17 protein-coding genes are annotated in these 16064 nt (G+C 69.0%); 13 read left to right on the forward strand and 4 right to left on the reverse strand.

Annotation, left to right across the window (positions count from 1 at the left end; genetic code table 11):
* A partial coding sequence (locus ACTHK2_RS09410) for a PLP-dependent transferase (protein ID WP_440245449.1) occupies positions 1-224 on the forward strand: 224 nt, incomplete at its 5' end.
* A 14-nt stretch (positions 225-238) separates the two neighbouring features.
* On the opposite strand, the gene ACTHK2_RS09415 is transcribed toward ACTHK2_RS09410, so the two are convergent.
* Positions 239-658, reverse strand: coding sequence for a hypothetical protein (locus ACTHK2_RS09415; protein WP_440245450.1), 420 nt, complete (start codon positions 656-658; stop codon positions 239-241).
* 102 nt (positions 659-760) lie between these two features.
* On the opposite strand from ACTHK2_RS09415, the gene ACTHK2_RS09420 reads away from it, so the two are divergent.
* The 3 genes from ACTHK2_RS09420 (at position 761) to ACTHK2_RS09430 (ending at position 2384) form a co-directional block, all read left to right on the forward strand.
* On the forward strand, positions 761-1684 hold the full coding sequence (locus ACTHK2_RS09420) for a hypothetical protein (protein ID WP_440245451.1): 924 nt from the start codon (positions 761-763) through the stop codon (positions 1682-1684).
* Complete coding sequence (locus ACTHK2_RS09425) at positions 1671-2024, forward strand: tRNA-binding protein (RefSeq protein WP_440245452.1); 354 nt, start codon at positions 1671-1673, stop codon at positions 2022-2024. Before ACTHK2_RS09420 ends, ACTHK2_RS09425 begins: the two co-directional genes overlap by 14 nt.
* 81 nt (positions 2025-2105) lie before the next feature.
* Positions 2106-2384: a hypothetical protein gene (locus ACTHK2_RS09430; protein ID WP_440245453.1), complete on the forward strand. Its 279-nt coding sequence runs from the start codon at positions 2106-2108 to the stop codon at positions 2382-2384.
* 29 nt (positions 2385-2413) lie between these two features.
* Here the strand turns inward: ACTHK2_RS09430 and ACTHK2_RS09435 are convergent, their stop codons facing one another.
* From ACTHK2_RS09435 to ACTHK2_RS09445, 3 genes are all read right to left on the reverse strand, one after another.
* The gene (locus ACTHK2_RS09435; RefSeq protein ID WP_440245455.1) at positions 2414-3610 is read right to left on the reverse strand and encodes an acetyl-CoA C-acyltransferase; all 1197 of its coding nucleotides are present in this window, start codon (positions 3608-3610) and stop codon (positions 2414-2416) included.
* Between the two features lie 103 nt (positions 3611-3713).
* A complete protein-coding gene (locus ACTHK2_RS09440; RefSeq protein WP_440245456.1) occupies positions 3714-6089 on the reverse strand; it encodes a 3-hydroxyacyl-CoA dehydrogenase/enoyl-CoA hydratase family protein in 2376 nt (791 codons plus the stop codon).
* A 150-nt stretch (positions 6090-6239) separates the two neighbouring features.
* Positions 6240-6878 carry a TetR/AcrR family transcriptional regulator gene (locus tag ACTHK2_RS09445; RefSeq protein WP_440245457.1) on the reverse strand — a complete coding sequence of 213 codons (639 nt, stop codon included), beginning with the start codon at positions 6876-6878 and terminating at the stop codon, positions 6240-6242.
* Between the two features lie 217 nt (positions 6879-7095).
* Here ACTHK2_RS09445 and ndk point away from each other — a divergent pair, with 217 nt between their 5' ends.
* The 9 genes from ndk (at position 7096) to ACTHK2_RS09490 (ending at position 16059) form a co-directional block, all read left to right on the forward strand.
* A complete protein-coding gene (gene ndk, locus ACTHK2_RS09450) occupies positions 7096-7521 on the forward strand; it encodes a nucleoside-diphosphate kinase (protein WP_440245458.1) in 426 nt (141 codons plus the stop codon).
* Positions 7518-8645, forward strand: coding sequence for a 23S rRNA (adenine(2503)-C(2))-methyltransferase RlmN (gene rlmN, locus ACTHK2_RS09455; protein WP_440245490.1), 1128 nt, complete (start codon positions 7518-7520; stop codon positions 8643-8645). The genes ndk and rlmN overlap by 4 nt, the downstream gene beginning before the upstream one ends.
* Positions 8635-9411 carry a type IV pilus biogenesis/stability protein PilW gene (gene pilW, locus ACTHK2_RS09460; RefSeq protein ID WP_440245459.1) on the forward strand — a complete coding sequence of 259 codons (777 nt, stop codon included), beginning with the start codon at positions 8635-8637 and terminating at the stop codon, positions 9409-9411. Before rlmN ends, pilW begins: the two co-directional genes overlap by 11 nt.
* A 156-nt stretch (positions 9412-9567) precedes the next feature.
* Positions 9568-10593 (forward strand): helix-turn-helix domain-containing protein, encoded by a 1026-nt coding sequence (locus ACTHK2_RS09465; RefSeq protein WP_440245460.1) that lies wholly within the window; start codon positions 9568-9570, stop codon positions 10591-10593.
* Between the two features lie 173 nt (positions 10594-10766).
* A complete protein-coding gene (locus ACTHK2_RS09470; protein ID WP_440245461.1) occupies positions 10767-11462 on the forward strand; it encodes a YfgM family protein in 696 nt (231 codons plus the stop codon).
* Positions 11459-12661, forward strand: a complete 1203-nt coding sequence (gene bamB, locus ACTHK2_RS09475; protein ID WP_440245462.1) for an outer membrane protein assembly factor BamB — start codon at positions 11459-11461, stop codon at positions 12659-12661. The genes ACTHK2_RS09470 and bamB overlap by 4 nt, the downstream gene beginning before the upstream one ends.
* Positions 12662-12823: 162 nt before the next feature.
* On the forward strand, positions 12824-14224 hold the full coding sequence (gene der, locus ACTHK2_RS09480; RefSeq protein ID WP_440245463.1) for a ribosome biogenesis GTPase Der: 1401 nt from the start codon (positions 12824-12826) through the stop codon (positions 14222-14224).
* Between the two features lie 16 nt (positions 14225-14240).
* Entirely contained in the window at positions 14241-14834 is a 594-nt protein-coding gene (gene mobA / locus ACTHK2_RS09485; RefSeq protein WP_440245464.1) for a molybdenum cofactor guanylyltransferase MobA, read from the forward strand.
* Positions 14806-16059 (forward strand): molybdopterin molybdotransferase MoeA, encoded by a 1254-nt coding sequence (locus ACTHK2_RS09490; protein ID WP_440245465.1) that lies wholly within the window; start codon positions 14806-14808, stop codon positions 16057-16059. Before mobA ends, ACTHK2_RS09490 begins: the two co-directional genes overlap by 29 nt.
* The last annotated feature ends 5 nt before the right edge of the window (positions 16060-16064 follow it).

A 16064-nucleotide genomic window follows, 5' to 3' on the forward strand; every position in this document is an offset into this window, starting at 1 on the left:
TCGCCGCGGTCGAGCGCTTCTGCGACGGCCTCACGCGCTTCCTCATGACCGTGTCCTGGGGTGGCTACGAATCGCTCGCGTTCCCGGTGTGCGCGGTGTTCCCGCGCGACGCGGCGATGCGGCCGCCGCAGGGCGTGCCGCTCAACCTCGTGCGCCTCTCGATCGGCCTGGAAGAAGCCGACGTGCTCATCGCCGACCTCGACGCGGCACTGCAGCGCTTGTAGCGGCGACGCCGTGCCTACACGCCGAAAAGGCGCCAGCAGAGCGCGAACGTGGCGCCTGCGAACGCGAATAGCAGCAGCGATATCAGCTTGAGCAGCCGCGCCGTGCGAAGCGCCGCGTCGCCGGTGCGCACGGGCGTGTCGCGCAGCACGCGCGCCCCCGCGACCGGCCAGCGTTGCTGCGCCGCGGCGGCCCGCGCGCGAAGCAGCGCATGGATCGCGAGTGCGAGGAGACACGTCGAACCGATCGCCGCGGCGATGCCGATCCAGTGGCGCATCTGCACGACGAGCGCCTGCGTCGAGACGGCGGCGGCGCGCTCGGTCAGCCAGCGTTCCCCGAAGAACACGCACGCCGCCGCTGCGGGCACCGCGAGGGCCAGCACGATCGCGGTGGTTCGGCGCAGGCGTACGTCGGCGCGCTGGATCTCTCTCGTCATGCCACCCCCGGGAAGTGCGCGCACTATAGCGAGCGTCGCGGCCGCGCGATGCGCCGTCCGTCGCCGAATCGCCGCGCTGGTCGCGGCTGCTATCCTTGCGCGATGGACATCCGCCCTTCGCTCGCCGCGCTGCTCGCGCTCACGCTCGCTGCCTGCCACAGCCTCGGCCGCCCCTCTCCCGGCGCCGCTTCGGCGATCGCTTCGCCGATGCCGGGCACATACGACAACCACGAACAAGTCTGGAGCGCACGCGAGAATCCGTCGCTGATCGCGCCGCCACACGTGCTCGTCGCCATCGCCGATGCGCCGCGCGAAGGCTGGATGGTCTGGGATGTGCGCCTCGATGCGGCGACGCCGCTCGAGGCCACGTGGGCACTGCGCGAGACGGCGGATTCTGACGGCAGCATCACTTGGCTGCCGTACCGCACGACGGTCGCGCAGCCGGCGCGCGGCAAGGACTTCGACGCTGCGCAATGGGCGCCACTGGACGCATGCGCGCTGCGCGGCCGCAGCGGCGCACACGGCCTGCAGCTCGCCGCGGACGCGAACGCGTGCGCCGTGCTCGCGCCCGGTATCGGCACGGGCGCGGCGCTGTTGCCGCTCGGCGTCGAGCGCAGCGGTGAATGGCTGAAGCTGCGCCTGTACGTGGACCAGGCACGCGGCGCCGATGCGCGCGAAGAACTCCGGCGCGTCCATCGCTTCGCCGGCTGGGCCGCGCTCAACGGCGCCGGCCCGACCGCGGCTGCCGACAGCAGCGACTGGCACATGGATCGCAAGGTGGCCCTCGGCAGCGAGGGCGGCCGCTACGCGCTCGCCTATCGCGACGGGCGGCCGTCGGGCTATTCGCTCCTGCTCGAGCGCCTGACCTATCGCGACGGCAATGTGCCGGTGCTGAAGCTCTCGGTGGTCGACGACGCGGGTGGCCGCACGCTCGCCTATGCGTGGGCGAACCCCGAAGCGACGCGCATCGGCATCAACCTCGGCTGGGTGCAGGTCGGCCTGGAGCTCGGCGATGACGAACGCTGAAGCGGCCGCGACCACGATCAGTTGGGCGGACTTCGAAAAGGTGCTGATCGTCGCGGGCACGGTCACGCGCGTGGAGGCATTTCCCGAAGCGCGCTCGCCGGCCTGGAAGATCTGGGTCGATTTCGGCCCCTGGGGCGAGAAGAAGACCAGCGCGCGCGTCGCGCATCTCTACACGGCCGCGGACCTCGTCGGGCGCCAGGTGGTCGGCGTGATCAATTTCCCCGAGAAGCAGATCGGGCCGTTCCGCTCGCAGTTCCTGCTCACCGGCTTCCCGACCGAGGCTGGCGTCGTGTTGACCGCGATCGAGCGCCCCGTGCCGAACGGTACGCGCCTGGCTTGAGCGCGCGCCGGCGGAACCGGCAAACCGTATTTCCTCGATCATTCCTTCTCCGTCGAGGATTCGACCAAGGTGATGCGCGAATTGCAGAAGGCCGGCACGCGGCTGGCGGTGGAAGTGCGCTTCGTAGAACGGATGACCGATGGCCACCATAGTTCCGAACGCGGGCTGGTGCGCACGACGATGACCGAGGCGGGCAAGGACGCGCGCACGCGCTACAGCCGCTTCCACGCCATCTCGCGCCTCGAGGCAGGGCGCTGGCGCGTACTCACCGAGTACCGAACGCCCGCTGGATCGGACGCGGCGGAGGCTTTCGCCGCCGCGTTTCCGGTCGACAATGTCGCGGCCGCGCTGAAGGAGTAGCGCGGCCTCGTCGAGGGCCGGGCGGTGGATCAGAGCGCTTCGAAGATGCCCGCCGCACCCATGCCGGTGCCGATGCACATCGTGACCATGCCGTACTTCTGCTTCCGGCGGCGCAGCCCGTGCAGCAGCGTCGCGGCGCGTATTGCGCCTGTCGCGCCGAGCGGATGGCCGAGCGCGATCGCGCCACCGAGCGGGTTCACCTTGGCGGGATCGAGGCCGACGTCGCGGATCACCGCGAGTGCCTGCGCGGCGAATGCTTCGTTGAGTTCGATCCAGTCGAGCTGGTCCTGCTTCAGGCCCGCCTGCGCCAGCGCCTTGGGGATCGCCGCGATCGGGCCGATGCCCATGATCTCCGGCTTCACGCCTGCGACGGAAAAGCCGACGAAGCGCGCGATCGGCGTGAGGCCATGCTGCTTGATCGCCTTCTCGCTCGCGAGCAGCAGCGCGCCGGCGCCGTCGGACATCTGCGAGGCATTGCCCGCGGTCACGCTGCCGCCCATGCGGAACACCGGCTTGAGCTTGGCAAGCCCTTCAAGGCTCGTGTCCTTGCGCGGGCCTTCGTCGATCGCGATCACGCGCGCGTCGTCGCGGATCGCGCGCGCCGCAAGGTCGGGGTAGTGGTCGGCGAGCGTGAACGGCGAGATCTCGTCGGCGAATTCGCCGGCTGCGATCGCCGCGAGCGCTTTCTGGTGCGAGGCGAGCGCGAATGCGTCCTGGTCTTCGCGGCTGACCTTCCACTGTTCGGCGACCTTTTCGGCGGTAATGCCCATGCCGTAGGCGATCGCGACGTTCTCGTCGCTGAACGCGGCAGGGTTCATCGCGATCTTGTGGCCCATCATCGGCACCATGCTCATGCTCTCGGTGCCGCCGGCGAGCATGAGGTCGGCTTCGCCGAGGCGGATGCGGTCGGCGGCCATCGCGATCGCCTGCACCCCCGACGAACAGAAGCGATTGATGGTCACGCCCGGCACGCTGTCGGGCAGGCCCGCGAGCAGCACACCGATACGCGCGACGTTCATGCCTTGCTCGGCCTCGGGCATCGCGCAGCCGATGACCGCGTCGCCGATCGCCGCGGGGTCGATGCCGGGTGCTTTCTCGATCGCGGCGCGGATCACGTGCGCGAGCAGGTCGTCGGGACGGGTGTGGCGGAATACACCGCGCGGCGCCTTGCCGACCGGTGTGCGCACGGCGGAGACGATGTAGGCGTCCTGGATTTGGCGGGTCATGGGGAGGTCCTGAAGAATAGGGCTGAGGGCTGAGGGCCTGGGGCTGAAGAGCGGGGGATCGGGACGCTGCTGTGCAGCCCTCGGCCCCCCGGCCCTCGCTCGTTCAATTGCGCAACGGCTTGCCGGTCGCGAGCATGTGGGCGATGCGCTCCTGCGTCTTCGGCATCTGCGCGAGTTCGAAGAAGTGCTTGCGTTCGAGGTCGAGCAGCCACTGCTCGTCGACCTGCGACCCGCGCTCGATCGCGCCCCCGCACAGCACTTCGCCGATGCGCGTGGCGATGACGTCGTCGTGCGCGGAAATGAAGCGGCCCTCGAGCATGTTGACGAGCGCCATCCGCAAGGTCGCGAGGCCGACGTCGCCGGCGACCGTGACCGCGTTCGCCGGCAGCGGCGGACGGTAGCCGGCCTCGGCCATCGCCGCGGCGACCTGCTTGGCGACGTGGAGCAACTCGAAGGCGTTGAACACGACGACGTCGTCCGGGCGCAGCAAGCCAAGCTGCTTCGCCTCGAGCGCGCTGCCCGAGGTCTTCGCCTGCGCGACGGCCTCGAACATGCGCTTGATCTCCGGGAACACGTCGCCGTCGACGGGGCGCTGCGATGCGCGCACGGCGATTTCCTTGAGGCCTCCGCCCGCGGGGAGCAGGCCGACGCCCGCTTCGACGAGGCCGATGTAGCTCTCGAGCGCCGCAACCGTGCGCGCGCAGTGCATCTGGAATTCGCAGCCGCCGCCGAGCGCGAGGCCGCGCACGGCCGCGACCACCGGCACGAGCGAATACTTGATGCGCTGGCTCGTCTTCTGGAAGTTCGCGATCATCGACTCGAGCTTGGCGATCTGGCCCGACTGCACGAAGCGGAGCATGCCCTTGAGGTCCGCGCCGGCGGAGAACGCCTTGTCGCTGTCCTGCCAGATCACGACCGCGTCGAGGTTCTTCTCGGCGTAGTCGATCGCGCTCTGGATGCCCTCGAGCACCGCGTCATTGACCGTGTTCATCTTGGTCTTGAACGAAAGGATGCCGACGCGCTCGTCGCCGAAGCGCCACAGGCGCACGCCATCGTTCTCCCACAGCGTCGTACCGGTGTCGAACGTCTCGCCGACGAGCGCATCCGGGAACAGCTGGCGCGCGTAGACCGGATGCCTCGAGCGCGGTTCGTCCTGGCCGGTGCGCGGCGAATAGGAGCCGCCGGCGTGGTGCACGCCATCGACCTGGCCGACCCAGGCCGGCAGCGGCGCGCTGCTCATCGCCTTGCCGGCCGCGATGTCCTCGGCGATCCACTGGGCGACGTCGGTCCAGCCGGCGGTCTGCCAGGTCTCGAACGGACCGAGCTTCCAGCCGTAGCCCCAACGGATCGCGAAGTCGACGTCGCGCGCGGTGTCGGCGATGTCGGCGAGGTGATAGGCGGAGTAGTGGAAAAGGTCGCGGAACACTGCCCACAGGAACTGCGCCTGCGGATCGGACGACGCGCGCAACTTGCCGAACTTCTCGGCGGGGTTCCTGATCGCGAGGAACGCGGCGACTTCGTCGGACGGCTTCGCGCCCGTCGGCACGTAGTCCTGTCTGGCGAGATCCAGCACCACGATGTCCTTGCCGCGCTTGGTATAGATCCCGGCGCCGGTCTTCTGGCCGAGTGCGCCCTTGGCGATCAGCGCCGACAGCCAGGCCGGCGACTGGAAGTGCGCATGCCAGGGATCATCCGGCAGCGTGTCGGCCATCGTCTTGATCACGTGCGCCATCGTGTCGAGGCCGACGACGTCCGCAGTGCGATACGTCGCGCTCTTCGGTCGGCCGATCGCCGGGCCGGTCAGGGCGTCGACGAGGTCGAAGCCGAGGCCCGACTGGGCCGTGTGGTGCATCGTCGCGAGGATCGAGAACACGCCGATGCGGTTGCCGATGAAGTTCGGCGTGTCCTTCGCGTGCACGACGCCCTTGCCGAGCGTGGTGGTAAGGAACGCCTCGAGGCCGGCGAGCACGTCGCGGTCGGTGCGGCGGTCGGGGATGAGTTCGACCAGGTGCATGTAGCGCGGTGGGTTGAAGAAGTGGATGCCGCTGAAGCGCGGTTGCAGCGAGGCCGGCAACGCGTCCGCGAGCGCATTGATCGAAAGCCCGGACGTGTTGCTCGCGATTACTGCAGAATCAGAGACATACGGCGCAATCTTCTTGTAAAGGTCGAGCTTCCAGTCAAGGCGTTCCGCGATCGCCTCGATGATGAGATCGCAGCCGCGCAGCGCCTCGAGGTGCTCGTCGTAGTTCGCCGGCGTGATGCCCGCGACCTTCGACTTCTCCGCGAGCGGTGCCGGCGACAGCTTGGCGAGGTTCGCGACCGCCTTGAGCGCGATGCCGTTCTTGTCGCCGTCCTTCGCCGGCAGGTCGAACAGCAGCGTCTCGACGTCGGCATTGGCGAGGTGCGCGGCGATCTGCGCGCCCATGACGCCGGCGCCGAGCACGGCCGCCTTGCGGATACGGAGGGGCGGATGACTCATGGAAGACTCCGGATTCAAGAGTGAATGTCGATGTTGCCGGCAATGTGTCGCCGACGACTTGTTGCTGTCGATGAAAAGTGCGGCCGAAGCCGTGAATACGTCACGAGGCCAAGCGCGACGCCGAAGCGGCAATCAGGGAAGATTCCACAGCTACGCCCTCAACCCGGCAGCCGCGAACCGCACGAGATGCAACGCGGCCTGCTCGCGATGGCTGCGCTCGCTGACGTCGCTCTTGCGCTTGATCATGCCGAAGTCGGCCATCGCATAGGTGAGGGCGCCGGCGACGATATCGAGGCGCCAGTACAGTTCTTCCTTCTCCAGGTGCGGCAGCAGGCGCGCGAATGCGGTCGCGAAATCGCGCAGCACGTGGCCGTAGTTGTCGGAAAGGAACTTGCGCAGGCGCTCGTCGTGTTCGGCGTAAGCCCGTGCGAGCACGCGCACGAAGGCAGCGCCACCGGCGCTGTCCATCGATTGCTCGAGGGCGGGACGGATGAACGCGTCGAGCACGTCCTCGAGTGTGTGGTCCGCGCGCGCCTGCACTGCGGCGAGCGCCGCGAGGCGGTGGCGGTTGAGCTCGTCGAGGCGGCGCCGGAACACCTCTTCGATGAGGCTTTCCTTCGAGCCGAAGTGGTAGTTCACCGCGGCGAGGTTGACCTTGGCGGCCGCGGTCACCTGGCGCAGCGACGCGCCCGCGAAACCGTGCCGGGCGAACAGGGTTTCGGCGACGCCGAGGATGCGTTCCCTGGTGGAAAAGTTCGGGTTTGCGCTGCGCACGGTCCGGTCGAACATGTCAAACGATCGTTTGAATGTTAGGCGACTCGGCGCCGCCCGGTCAAACCTGCGAACGAGGCGGTGTCCATCGCGCCATTAATTAGCTAGAATCTTGCGCGATAATGTGAGCTAAGCCCGCGGATTGGCGCGGATTTGGCGATATAACGGCATCCGGGCGCCCGAACGCGGCCCGAGCCGTCCCCCAGAAAACCGACCTGACTGGAGAAACCGGCACATGGCGCTGGAGCGCACCCTTTCGATCATCAAGCCCGATGCAGTGGCGAAGAACGTCATCGGCGAGATCTACACCCGCTTCGAGAAAGCGGGCCTCAGGATCATCGCGGCGAAGATGAAGCATCTTTCGCGCAAGGAAGCCGAAGGTTTCTACGCGGTCCACCGCGAGCGTCCGTTCTTCAACGCGCTCGTCGAATTCATGATCTCCGGCCCCGTGATGATCCAGGCGCTCGAAGGCGAGGGCGCCGTGCTGAAGAACCGCGAGCTGATGGGCGCGACCAATCCGAAGGACGCGGCGCCTGGCACGATCCGTGCGGACTTCGCCAGTTCGATCGATGCCAATGCGGTACACGGCTCCGACGCGCTGGAAACCGCAAAGGTGGAAATCGCGTATTTCTTCGCCGATACCGAGATCAGCCCGCGCTGAAGGAAGCGATCGTGACGACGGCGAAGGCCAACCTGTTCGACTACGACCGCAAGGGGCTGCGCGACCTGTTCGCGCAGCTCGGCGAGAAGCCGTACCGCGCCGACCAGGTCATGAAGTGGGTCTACCACCGCCACGTCACCGACTTCGCGCAGATGACCGACGTCGGCAAGGCGCTGCGCGACAAGCTCACCGACGCGATCGAGATCACGCCGCCGAACACGCTGTTCGAGAAGCAGGCGAGCGACGGCACGCACAAGTGGCTGCTCGGCATGGACGGCGGCAACGCGATCGAGGCGGTGTTCATCCCGGAAACCTCGCGCGGCACGCTGTGCGTGTCCTCGCAGGTCGGCTGCGGTCTCAACTGCCAGTTCTGCTCGACCGCGACGCAGGGCTTCAACCGCAACCTGTCGGCGGCCGAGATCATCGGCCAGGTCTGGGTCGCGGCGAGGCACCTCGGCAACGTGCCGCACCACCAGCGCAAGCTCACCAACGTCGTCATGATGGGGATGGGCGAGCCGCTGCTGAACTTCGACAACGTCGTCACCGCGATGGACGTCATGCGTGACGACCTCGGCTTCGGCCTGGCCAACAAGCGCGTCACGCTCTCGACCGCCGGGCTCGTGCCGATGATCGACAAGCTGTCCGAGTCGAGCGACGTGTCGCTCGCGGTGTCGCTGCATGCGCCGAACGACGAGCTGCGCACCGAACTCGTGCCGCTCAACAAGAAGTATCCGATCGCCGAACTCCTCGCCGCGTGCGCGCGCTACGCCGCGCGCCGTCCGCGCACGACGATCACGTTCGAATACACGATGCTCAAGGGCGTCAACGACAAGCCCGAGCATGCGCGCCAGCTGATCAAGCTCATGCGCCGCCTGCCGGCCAAGGTCAACCTGATTCCGTTCAACCCGTTCCACGGCACTCGCTTCGAGCGGTCCGAAGAAGCGGACATCCGCGCCTTCCAGAAGATCCTGCTCGACGCCGACGTGTTGACCATGGTCCGACGCACGCGCGGCGACGACATCGACGCGGCCTGCGGCCAGCTCAAGGGCCAGGTGATGGACCGCACGCGCCGCCAGGCGGAATTCCGTCGCAAGCTCGAAGGAGGCGTCGCCGATGCGGCCTGATCGCGCATTTCCCGCGCTGGTCCTGCTGGTTCTGCTCGGCCTGCTCGTCGGATGCGAGAGCGGCCCTGCCGGTTCGGTCAAGAAGGAAGACGCCGCCACGCAGCGCGACGACGCCGCTCGGGTGCACACCGAACTCGGCCAGAAGTACATGCAGCAGGGCAAGCTCGAACTCGCCCTCGAGAAGTTGACCAAGGCGCTGCAGTTCAATCCCGATTACGTCGATGCGCACACCGTGATCGCGGTGCTGTACGAGAGCATCAACGACATGCCGAAGGCCGAAGAACATTATCGGCGCGCGGCGCAGCTCAAGCCCAAGAGCGGTGCGGAGAACAACAACTACGGCCGCTTCCTGTGCATGCAGGGACACTATGCGGAAGGGCAGGAGTACTTCACGCGCGCGCTCGCCGATCCGTTCTACCAGACGCCCGCGCTCGCGATGGCGAACTCCGGCGCCTGCCTCGTGAAGGCGGGCAAGACCGAAGAAGCCGAGAAGATGCTGCGGCAGGCGTTGGCCCTGAACCCGAACGACGCGGAAGCACTGCTCGCGCTCGGCACGGTGCTGTACGCCAAGGGCGACTACATGAAGGCGCGCGCATTCGTGCAGCGCTTCGAGTCGCTCGCCCCGCCGCGCGCGGATGCGCTCATGCTCGGCCGCAACATCGAACTGCGCCTGGGCAATGCGCGCGGTGCGAGCGATTACTCGCGCAGGTTGCTGCGCGGGTTCCCGGATTCGGCCGAAGCGAAGACGCTGAATTCGCAGGGGTAGCGTGGCAGTGATCGGTATCGAACACGGATCGGGGACGGCCGGGGTGGCCACCGGATCCCATGCAGCGAAGGGGAGCCCGCAGCGGACCTGCGGGCAGACGAAGCGGACGCGGAGTGCAGCCGGTAGACGCTGCCCCTGTCCAGAGGAATCCATGCGATGAGAGCCGAAGAGGCCACCGAAGTGAACGAGCATTCCGCATTGCAAGACGTTCATGCAGCAGCGGCGCCGATGGACCTGCGCGACCGTGTCGAAGTACCGCTGGGACAGCGGCTTGCCGCCGCGCGCGAACAGCGCGGCCTCACCGTGGCCGATGTCGCAGCCCGCCTCAAGCTTCCGCTCAGGCTCGTCGAACGCCTCGAACGCGACGACTACGCCGGCATCAGCGACGGCGTGTTCCTGCGCGGCTACCTGTCGAGCTACGCGCGCCTGGTCGGCGTGCCCGAGGAGCAGGCTATCCGCGTCGTGCAAGCGCATGCGCGCACGGCTCCGCTGGTCGCGACCGGTACGATTTCGCACACGCGATACCTGCTCGAACGCTACTCCGGCAGCGCGACCTACCTCGTGCTGACGGCGATCATCGTGGTGCCGGCCGTATGGCTGGCGACCCACGGCGGCACCGAGCAGACCCTCGTGCGCACGACGCCGCTCGATCCGCCCGCGCAGCACATCGCGCTCGCCGATCCCGCCGCGAGCGCGCCGGCGGCGCTGTCCGAAGCGTCCGCCGTTGCACCAGGCGCCGGGGCGCGTCCGGCAACCGCCACGCCGTACGCGGGCACCCAACCCGACATGAACGCCCAGGAGCAGGCGCCGGTGGTGGCGTCGATGACGCCGTTCCCGTCGGCGGCGCCGACCGTCGAGCCGCCGGCGGAAAGCCGCCCGGCGCCCGCGCCGGTCACCGGCGAAGGCGCGCACCTGATCCGCCTCAAGCTCGCCGAACAGAGCTGGGTCGAGATCGTGGCCGCCGACGGCCGCCGGCTCGAATACGGCATGCTCGCGGCCGGCAGCGACCACAGCTATCGCAGCGACGCGCAGGTGTCCGTGCGCATCGGCAATGCGCAAGGTGCCGAGGTCAGCGTCGACGGCAATGCGTTCGACCTCGCCCAGTACCAGCGCGGCAATGTCGCGCATTTCCGGCTGCTCGCGGACGGTAGCGCCGCGCGACCGGGACGCGTCGAGCAATAGCTCCTGCGCCGCGGGACCAGCCGCGGCCGCACGCGGCATCCGGTGAGCGCCCGCTGAATCGCGTCCTGGCTGCGGTCCGGCGCGGCGCCGCGGTTTCCTGCTAACCTTGTCCGCCTTTGGGCCGGTCGCGTGGCGACCGGTCTTTCCGCATCGATGTCCTTCCGGGTGAATGCATGTCTTTCGACGTTCTTGACGAACACGAGCAAGGGGAACTGGTCCAGAAGTGGCTGCGCGAGAACGCCGCGGCGATCGCCGCCGGCATCGGTCTCGGCCTCGTGCTCATCTTCGGCTGGCGCCAGTGGAACAGCCATCAGGCGAGCCAGGGCATCGCGGCCGCAAGCCAGTACCAGGCGCTCGCCGACGCCGTCGAGGCGAAGAAGAACGACGACGCGCTGAAGGTCGCCGACGCCTTGCGCAAGGATTTCCCAAAGTCGGCGTACGCGGTACTCGCGGCCCTGCAGCAGGCCGAGATCGCGGTCGGCAAGAACGACCTCGCAGGCGCCGCGAGCGCACTCGACTGGGCGCGTGACCACGTGCGCGACGACAGCCTTGCCCACCTCATCACGCTGCGCAGCGCGCGCGTGAAACTCGCGCAGGGTGATGCTGACGGTGCGCTCAAGCTCGTCGATGCCTTGCCCAAGGACAGCTTCGCATCGACCGCAGCCGAGATCCGCGGCGACGCCTACCTCAAGCTCGGGCGCAGCGACGATGCGCGCAAGGCCTACGAGGCGGCCCTCGCCGATCCCAAGGACACGCTCACGCTCGGGCAAAGCAACAGCCTCGTCAGGATGAAGCTCGACGACCTCGGTGGCGGCGCGCCCCCCGCGGCCGTGCCGGTCACGCCGGCGGCGGAGAAGCCGGCATCATGATGAAGCGCACGCTCCTGCTCGCCGCGGCCGTCGCCGTCGCGCTGTCCGGTTGCACCTGGCTCAAGAGCCTGGGCAAGAAGGACAATGTCCAGCCGCCGACCGAACTGGTCGAGTTCGCGCCGACCACCGAGGTCGATCGCGTCTGGAGCGAAGGCGTCGGCTCCGGCGCCGGTGCGTCGGGCGCGCGCCTGGCACCGGGCGCCGCCGACGGCCGCCTCTACGCCGCGGGCGTCGACGGCAGCATCGAAGCGATGGACGCGGCGACCGGCCGCACGCTGTGGCATGCGCGCCTGGGCGAACGTCGTGGCTGGCGCGTCTGGTCGCGGCGCGACAATTCGCTGCGCTGGGCCGGTGGCCCGACGGCCGCAGGCGACCTCGTCGTGGTCGGCGGGCTCGATGGCCAGGTCTACGCGCTGTCGGCCGCCGACGGCGCCGAGCGCTGGAAGGCGCAGATGAGTTCGGAAGTCATCGCTGCGCCGGCGATCGCCAACGGCATCGTCGTCGTGCGCAGCAACGACGGCCGCCTGGTCGGCCTCGATGCCGCCGACGGCAGCCGCAAGTGGATCTTCGACCAGTCGGTCCCCGCGCTCAGCCTGCGCAGCAACTCGGCGCCGCTGATCGCCAATGGCGTCGTCTACGACGGCTACGACAACGGCCGCGTGGTCGCGGTGCGCCTCGACGACGGCAACGAGCTGTGGTCGCAGACGCTCTCGGGCGGCGAGGGCCGCACCGAAGTCGAGCGCCTCGCCGATGTCGACGGCAACATCATTTCCGACGGCCAGGCGCTGTACGCCGCCGGCTACCGCGGCCAGCTCGCGGCGATCGCGATGGACAGCGGCCGTCCGGTCTGGCAGCGCGACCTGTCGAGCTACACCGGCACCGCGGTCAGCGGCAACACGCTCGTCGCCGTCGACGCGGACGGCAACGTGTGGGCGTTCGACCGAGAAACCGGCGTCAACCTGTGGAAGCAGGATCAGCTCAAGTACCGCTGGCTGACCGCACCGGCAATCCAGGGCAAGTACGTCGTCGTCGGCGACATCGAAGGTTACGTGCACTGGCTCAGCCTCGACGAGGGCAAGTTCGCCGCGCGCGAGCGCCTGAGCCGCAAGCCCATCGAAGGCGCGCCGCTGGTCGTCGACGACCTCGTCTATGTCGAGGACGTGAAGGGACACATCGGCGCCTACCGCGCGCGCCGGTGATCGGATGCGGACGATGCCCCGGGCATCGTCCACGCCGCGCATGGACGCAGCAGCAGCGTGGCGGGTTGCCAAGGCAATGCCTCACGGCACGCATGGCGTGCCGTATCCTGATATCCCCGTGCCGGCAGCGGCGCGGGGTTCGTTTTTTTTGCGGAGCGAGTGATGCTGCCCGTAGTAGCCCTCGTCGGGCGCCCGAACGTCGGCAAGTCGACCCTTTTCAACGTGCTCACGCGCACGCGCGACGCACTCGTGCACGACCTCCCGGGCGTGACGCGCGACCGCCACTACGGCGTGTGCCGGCTCGGCGCGACGCCGTTCGTCGTGGTCGACACCGGCGGCTTCATCGAGAACGCCGAAGGGCTCGACAGCCACACCGCGCGCCAGGCGCAATTCGCGATCGACGAGGCGGATCTGGTGCTGCTCACGGTCGACGCCCGCGACGGCGTGCTGCCGACCGATCGCGCGATCCTCGATCGCCTGCGCCGCGCGGGCAAGCCGATGCTGCTCGTCGTCAACAAGGTCGACGGCCTCGACGAAAACGCGGTGCTCGCCGAGTTCTCCGCGCTCGGCATCGCCGACCTGTTCCTCACCTCCGCGGCCCACTCGCGCGGCGTGACGCCGCTGCTTGCGACGGTGCAGTCGCTGGTGCCCAAGGTCGATGTCGATGCGCTCGCCGAAAGCGCCGACGACGGCATTCGCGTGGCGATCGTCGGCCGGCCGAACGCCGGCAAGTCCACCCTCGTCAACCGCCTGCTCGGCGAGGAGCGCGTGATCGCCTCCGACGTGCCCGGCACGACGCGCGATTCGATCCGCATCGCGCTCGAGCGCGACGGCAAGCGCTACACGCTGATCGACACCGCCGGCATCCGCCGCCGTGCGCGCATCGAGGACGCGCTGGAGAAATTCAGCGTTATCAAGTCGCTGCAGTCGGTCGAGGCGGCGCACGTGACCGTACTCATGCTCGACGCGCGCGAGGGCGTTTCGGAGCAGGACGCGACCCTGATCGGGCACGTGCTCGAGTCCGGCCGCGCGCTCGTCGTCGCGGTCAACAAGTGGGACGGCCTGGACAAGTACCAGCGCGAACAGTGCGTGACCTCGCTCGCGCGCAAGCTCGATTTCGCCGCGTGGGCGCGCCAGGTCTACATCTCGGCCCTGCACGGCAGCGGCATCGCCGAACTCATGAAGGCGGTCGATCGCGCCTGCGCGTCCGCCAACCACGTATTCACTTCGTCCGAACTCACGCGCGCGGTCGAGGCGGCGTACCAGGCCTACCAGCCGCCGCTCGTGCGCGGTCACACGCCCAAGCTCAAGTACGCGCACCCGGGCGGCACCAACCCGCCGACGATCATCATCCATGGTTCGCGCACCAAGCACATCGCCGAAGGCTACCGGCGCTACCTCGAGAACTTCTTCCGCAAGCGCTATCGCCTCGAGGGCACGCCGATCCAGATCGTGTTCCGCGACGGCGAGAATCCGTATGCGGGCAAGCGCAACGAGCTCACCGAAGGACAGCAGCGACGGCGCACGCGCATGATCCGCAACGCGAAGCGCGGCAAGCGCTGAGGTCCGGCTCCCGACCATGATCGGGCGACCGGCGATCACGGCGGCGATCCTCGCGGGCGGGGCGGGCCTCAGGCTCGGCGGCCGCGACAAGGGGCTCGAGCCGCTCGCGGGCACGCCCTTGGTGGAGCACGTACTCGCCGCGCTCCATGGCGTCGACGCGCTGCTGATCGTCGCCAACCGCAACCACGATGCGTATTCGCGTTACGCGCGCACGGTCGCCGATGCCGCGGTCGATCGGCACGGCCCACTCGCCGGCATCGCCGCGGCCTGCGCCGCGTGCGACACGCCTTGGCTCCTCACCGTGCCGGTCGATTGCCCGGATCCTCCGGGCGATCTCGCCGAGCGGCTGCTGCGCGGGGCGCTCCTGCACGATGCGCAGGCGGTCGTCGCCCATGACGGCACGACGCGGCAGCCGCTGTTCGCGCTCTACCGGCGCGAACTCGCCGGCGCTGCCGCGGCGGCGGCCGCGGCGGCGCAGGGCGTGTGGTCGTGGCAGGATGCGATCGGCGCGCGTGAACTTGATTTCGCCGATCGCGGCCAGCAGTTCCAGAACCTCAACACGCCGGACGATTTCCTCCCCCATGCCGCCAGGACACGCTTCAGAGGCTGAGTTCGAGTCCCGCCTGTCGGTTGAGCAGGCGCGCACGCGCGTACTCGCGCTGTGCGCCGAACGGCGGCTCGCGAGCGAGTCGGTCGCGCTCGACCATGCGCTCGGACGCGTGCTCGCCGTCGACCTCGTCGCGACGCACGACCAGCCGCCGTTCGCCAACTCGGCGATGGACGGCTTCGCCCTGCGCGGCGCCGAGCTGCCGCGCGAAGGCGAGCGACGCTTCCGCGTCGCCGCGCAGATGTTCGCCGGCGCACCGGTCGACATCGGCTTCGGCCCGGGCGAATGCGTGCGCATCACCACCGGCGCGCCGTTGCCGCGCGATGCGGACACGGTCGTGATCAAGGAGAACGTGCGCCTCGACGGCGACGCGATCGTCGTCGGCGCCGGCGAACGCGTCGGTGCGAACGTGCGGCCCGCCGGCGAGGACATCCGAGCGGGCGAGCAGGCGCTGTGCGCGGGCGACGCGCTCACGCCCGCGCGCCTCGGAGTGCTCGCCGCCTGCGGCCATGCGCATGCGCAGGTGGCGCGTCGCCCGCGCGTCGCCCTGTTCGTCACCGGCGACGAACTCGTGCCGCCGGACCAGGCGCTCGGCTACGGCCAGATCCACGATAGCAACCGCTACAGCCTCGGCGGCATGCTGCGCGGGCTCGGCATCGAACCCGAGCCGGTGGCGCATCTTCGCGATGATAAGGAGGCGTTGCGGGTGGCGCTGCTCGAGGCGGCGCGGCGCTGCGACCTCGTCATCAGCAGTGGCGGCGTGTCCGCCGGCGAAGCGGACTACCTGCCGGGCCTCGTCGCCGAAGTCGGTCGCGTGCATTTCTGGAAGGTGCGCATGAAGCCCGGGATGCCGATCCTTTGCGGCGAAATCGAAGGCGCACTCGTGTTCGCCTTGCCCGGCAACCCGGTGTCGACGCTCGCGACGTTCCAGCTGTTCGTGCGCCCGGCGCTGCTCGCGTTGCAGGGATCGAACGAGGCAGGCCTGCCGCCCCGCAAGGCGCGTCTCGCCATGCCCCACATGAAGCGGCACGAACGCGCCGAATACCTGCGCGCGCGCCTGGAATGGCGCGACGACGGCGCCTGCTGGGCGACGCCGCTCGAGAAGCAGGGCTCGGGCATGCTGCGCGGCATGGCCGATGCCGACGCGCTCGTCGCGCTGCCGGAAGGCGCGTGCGCGCTCGAGGCGGGCGCGGTCGTGGATATCGTGCCGCTGCCGGGCCTATGCTGAGCGCG

Source organism: Dokdonella sp. (assembly GCF_051958935.1).
GTDB lineage: Bacteria > Pseudomonadota > Gammaproteobacteria > Xanthomonadales > Rhodanobacteraceae > Dokdonella_A.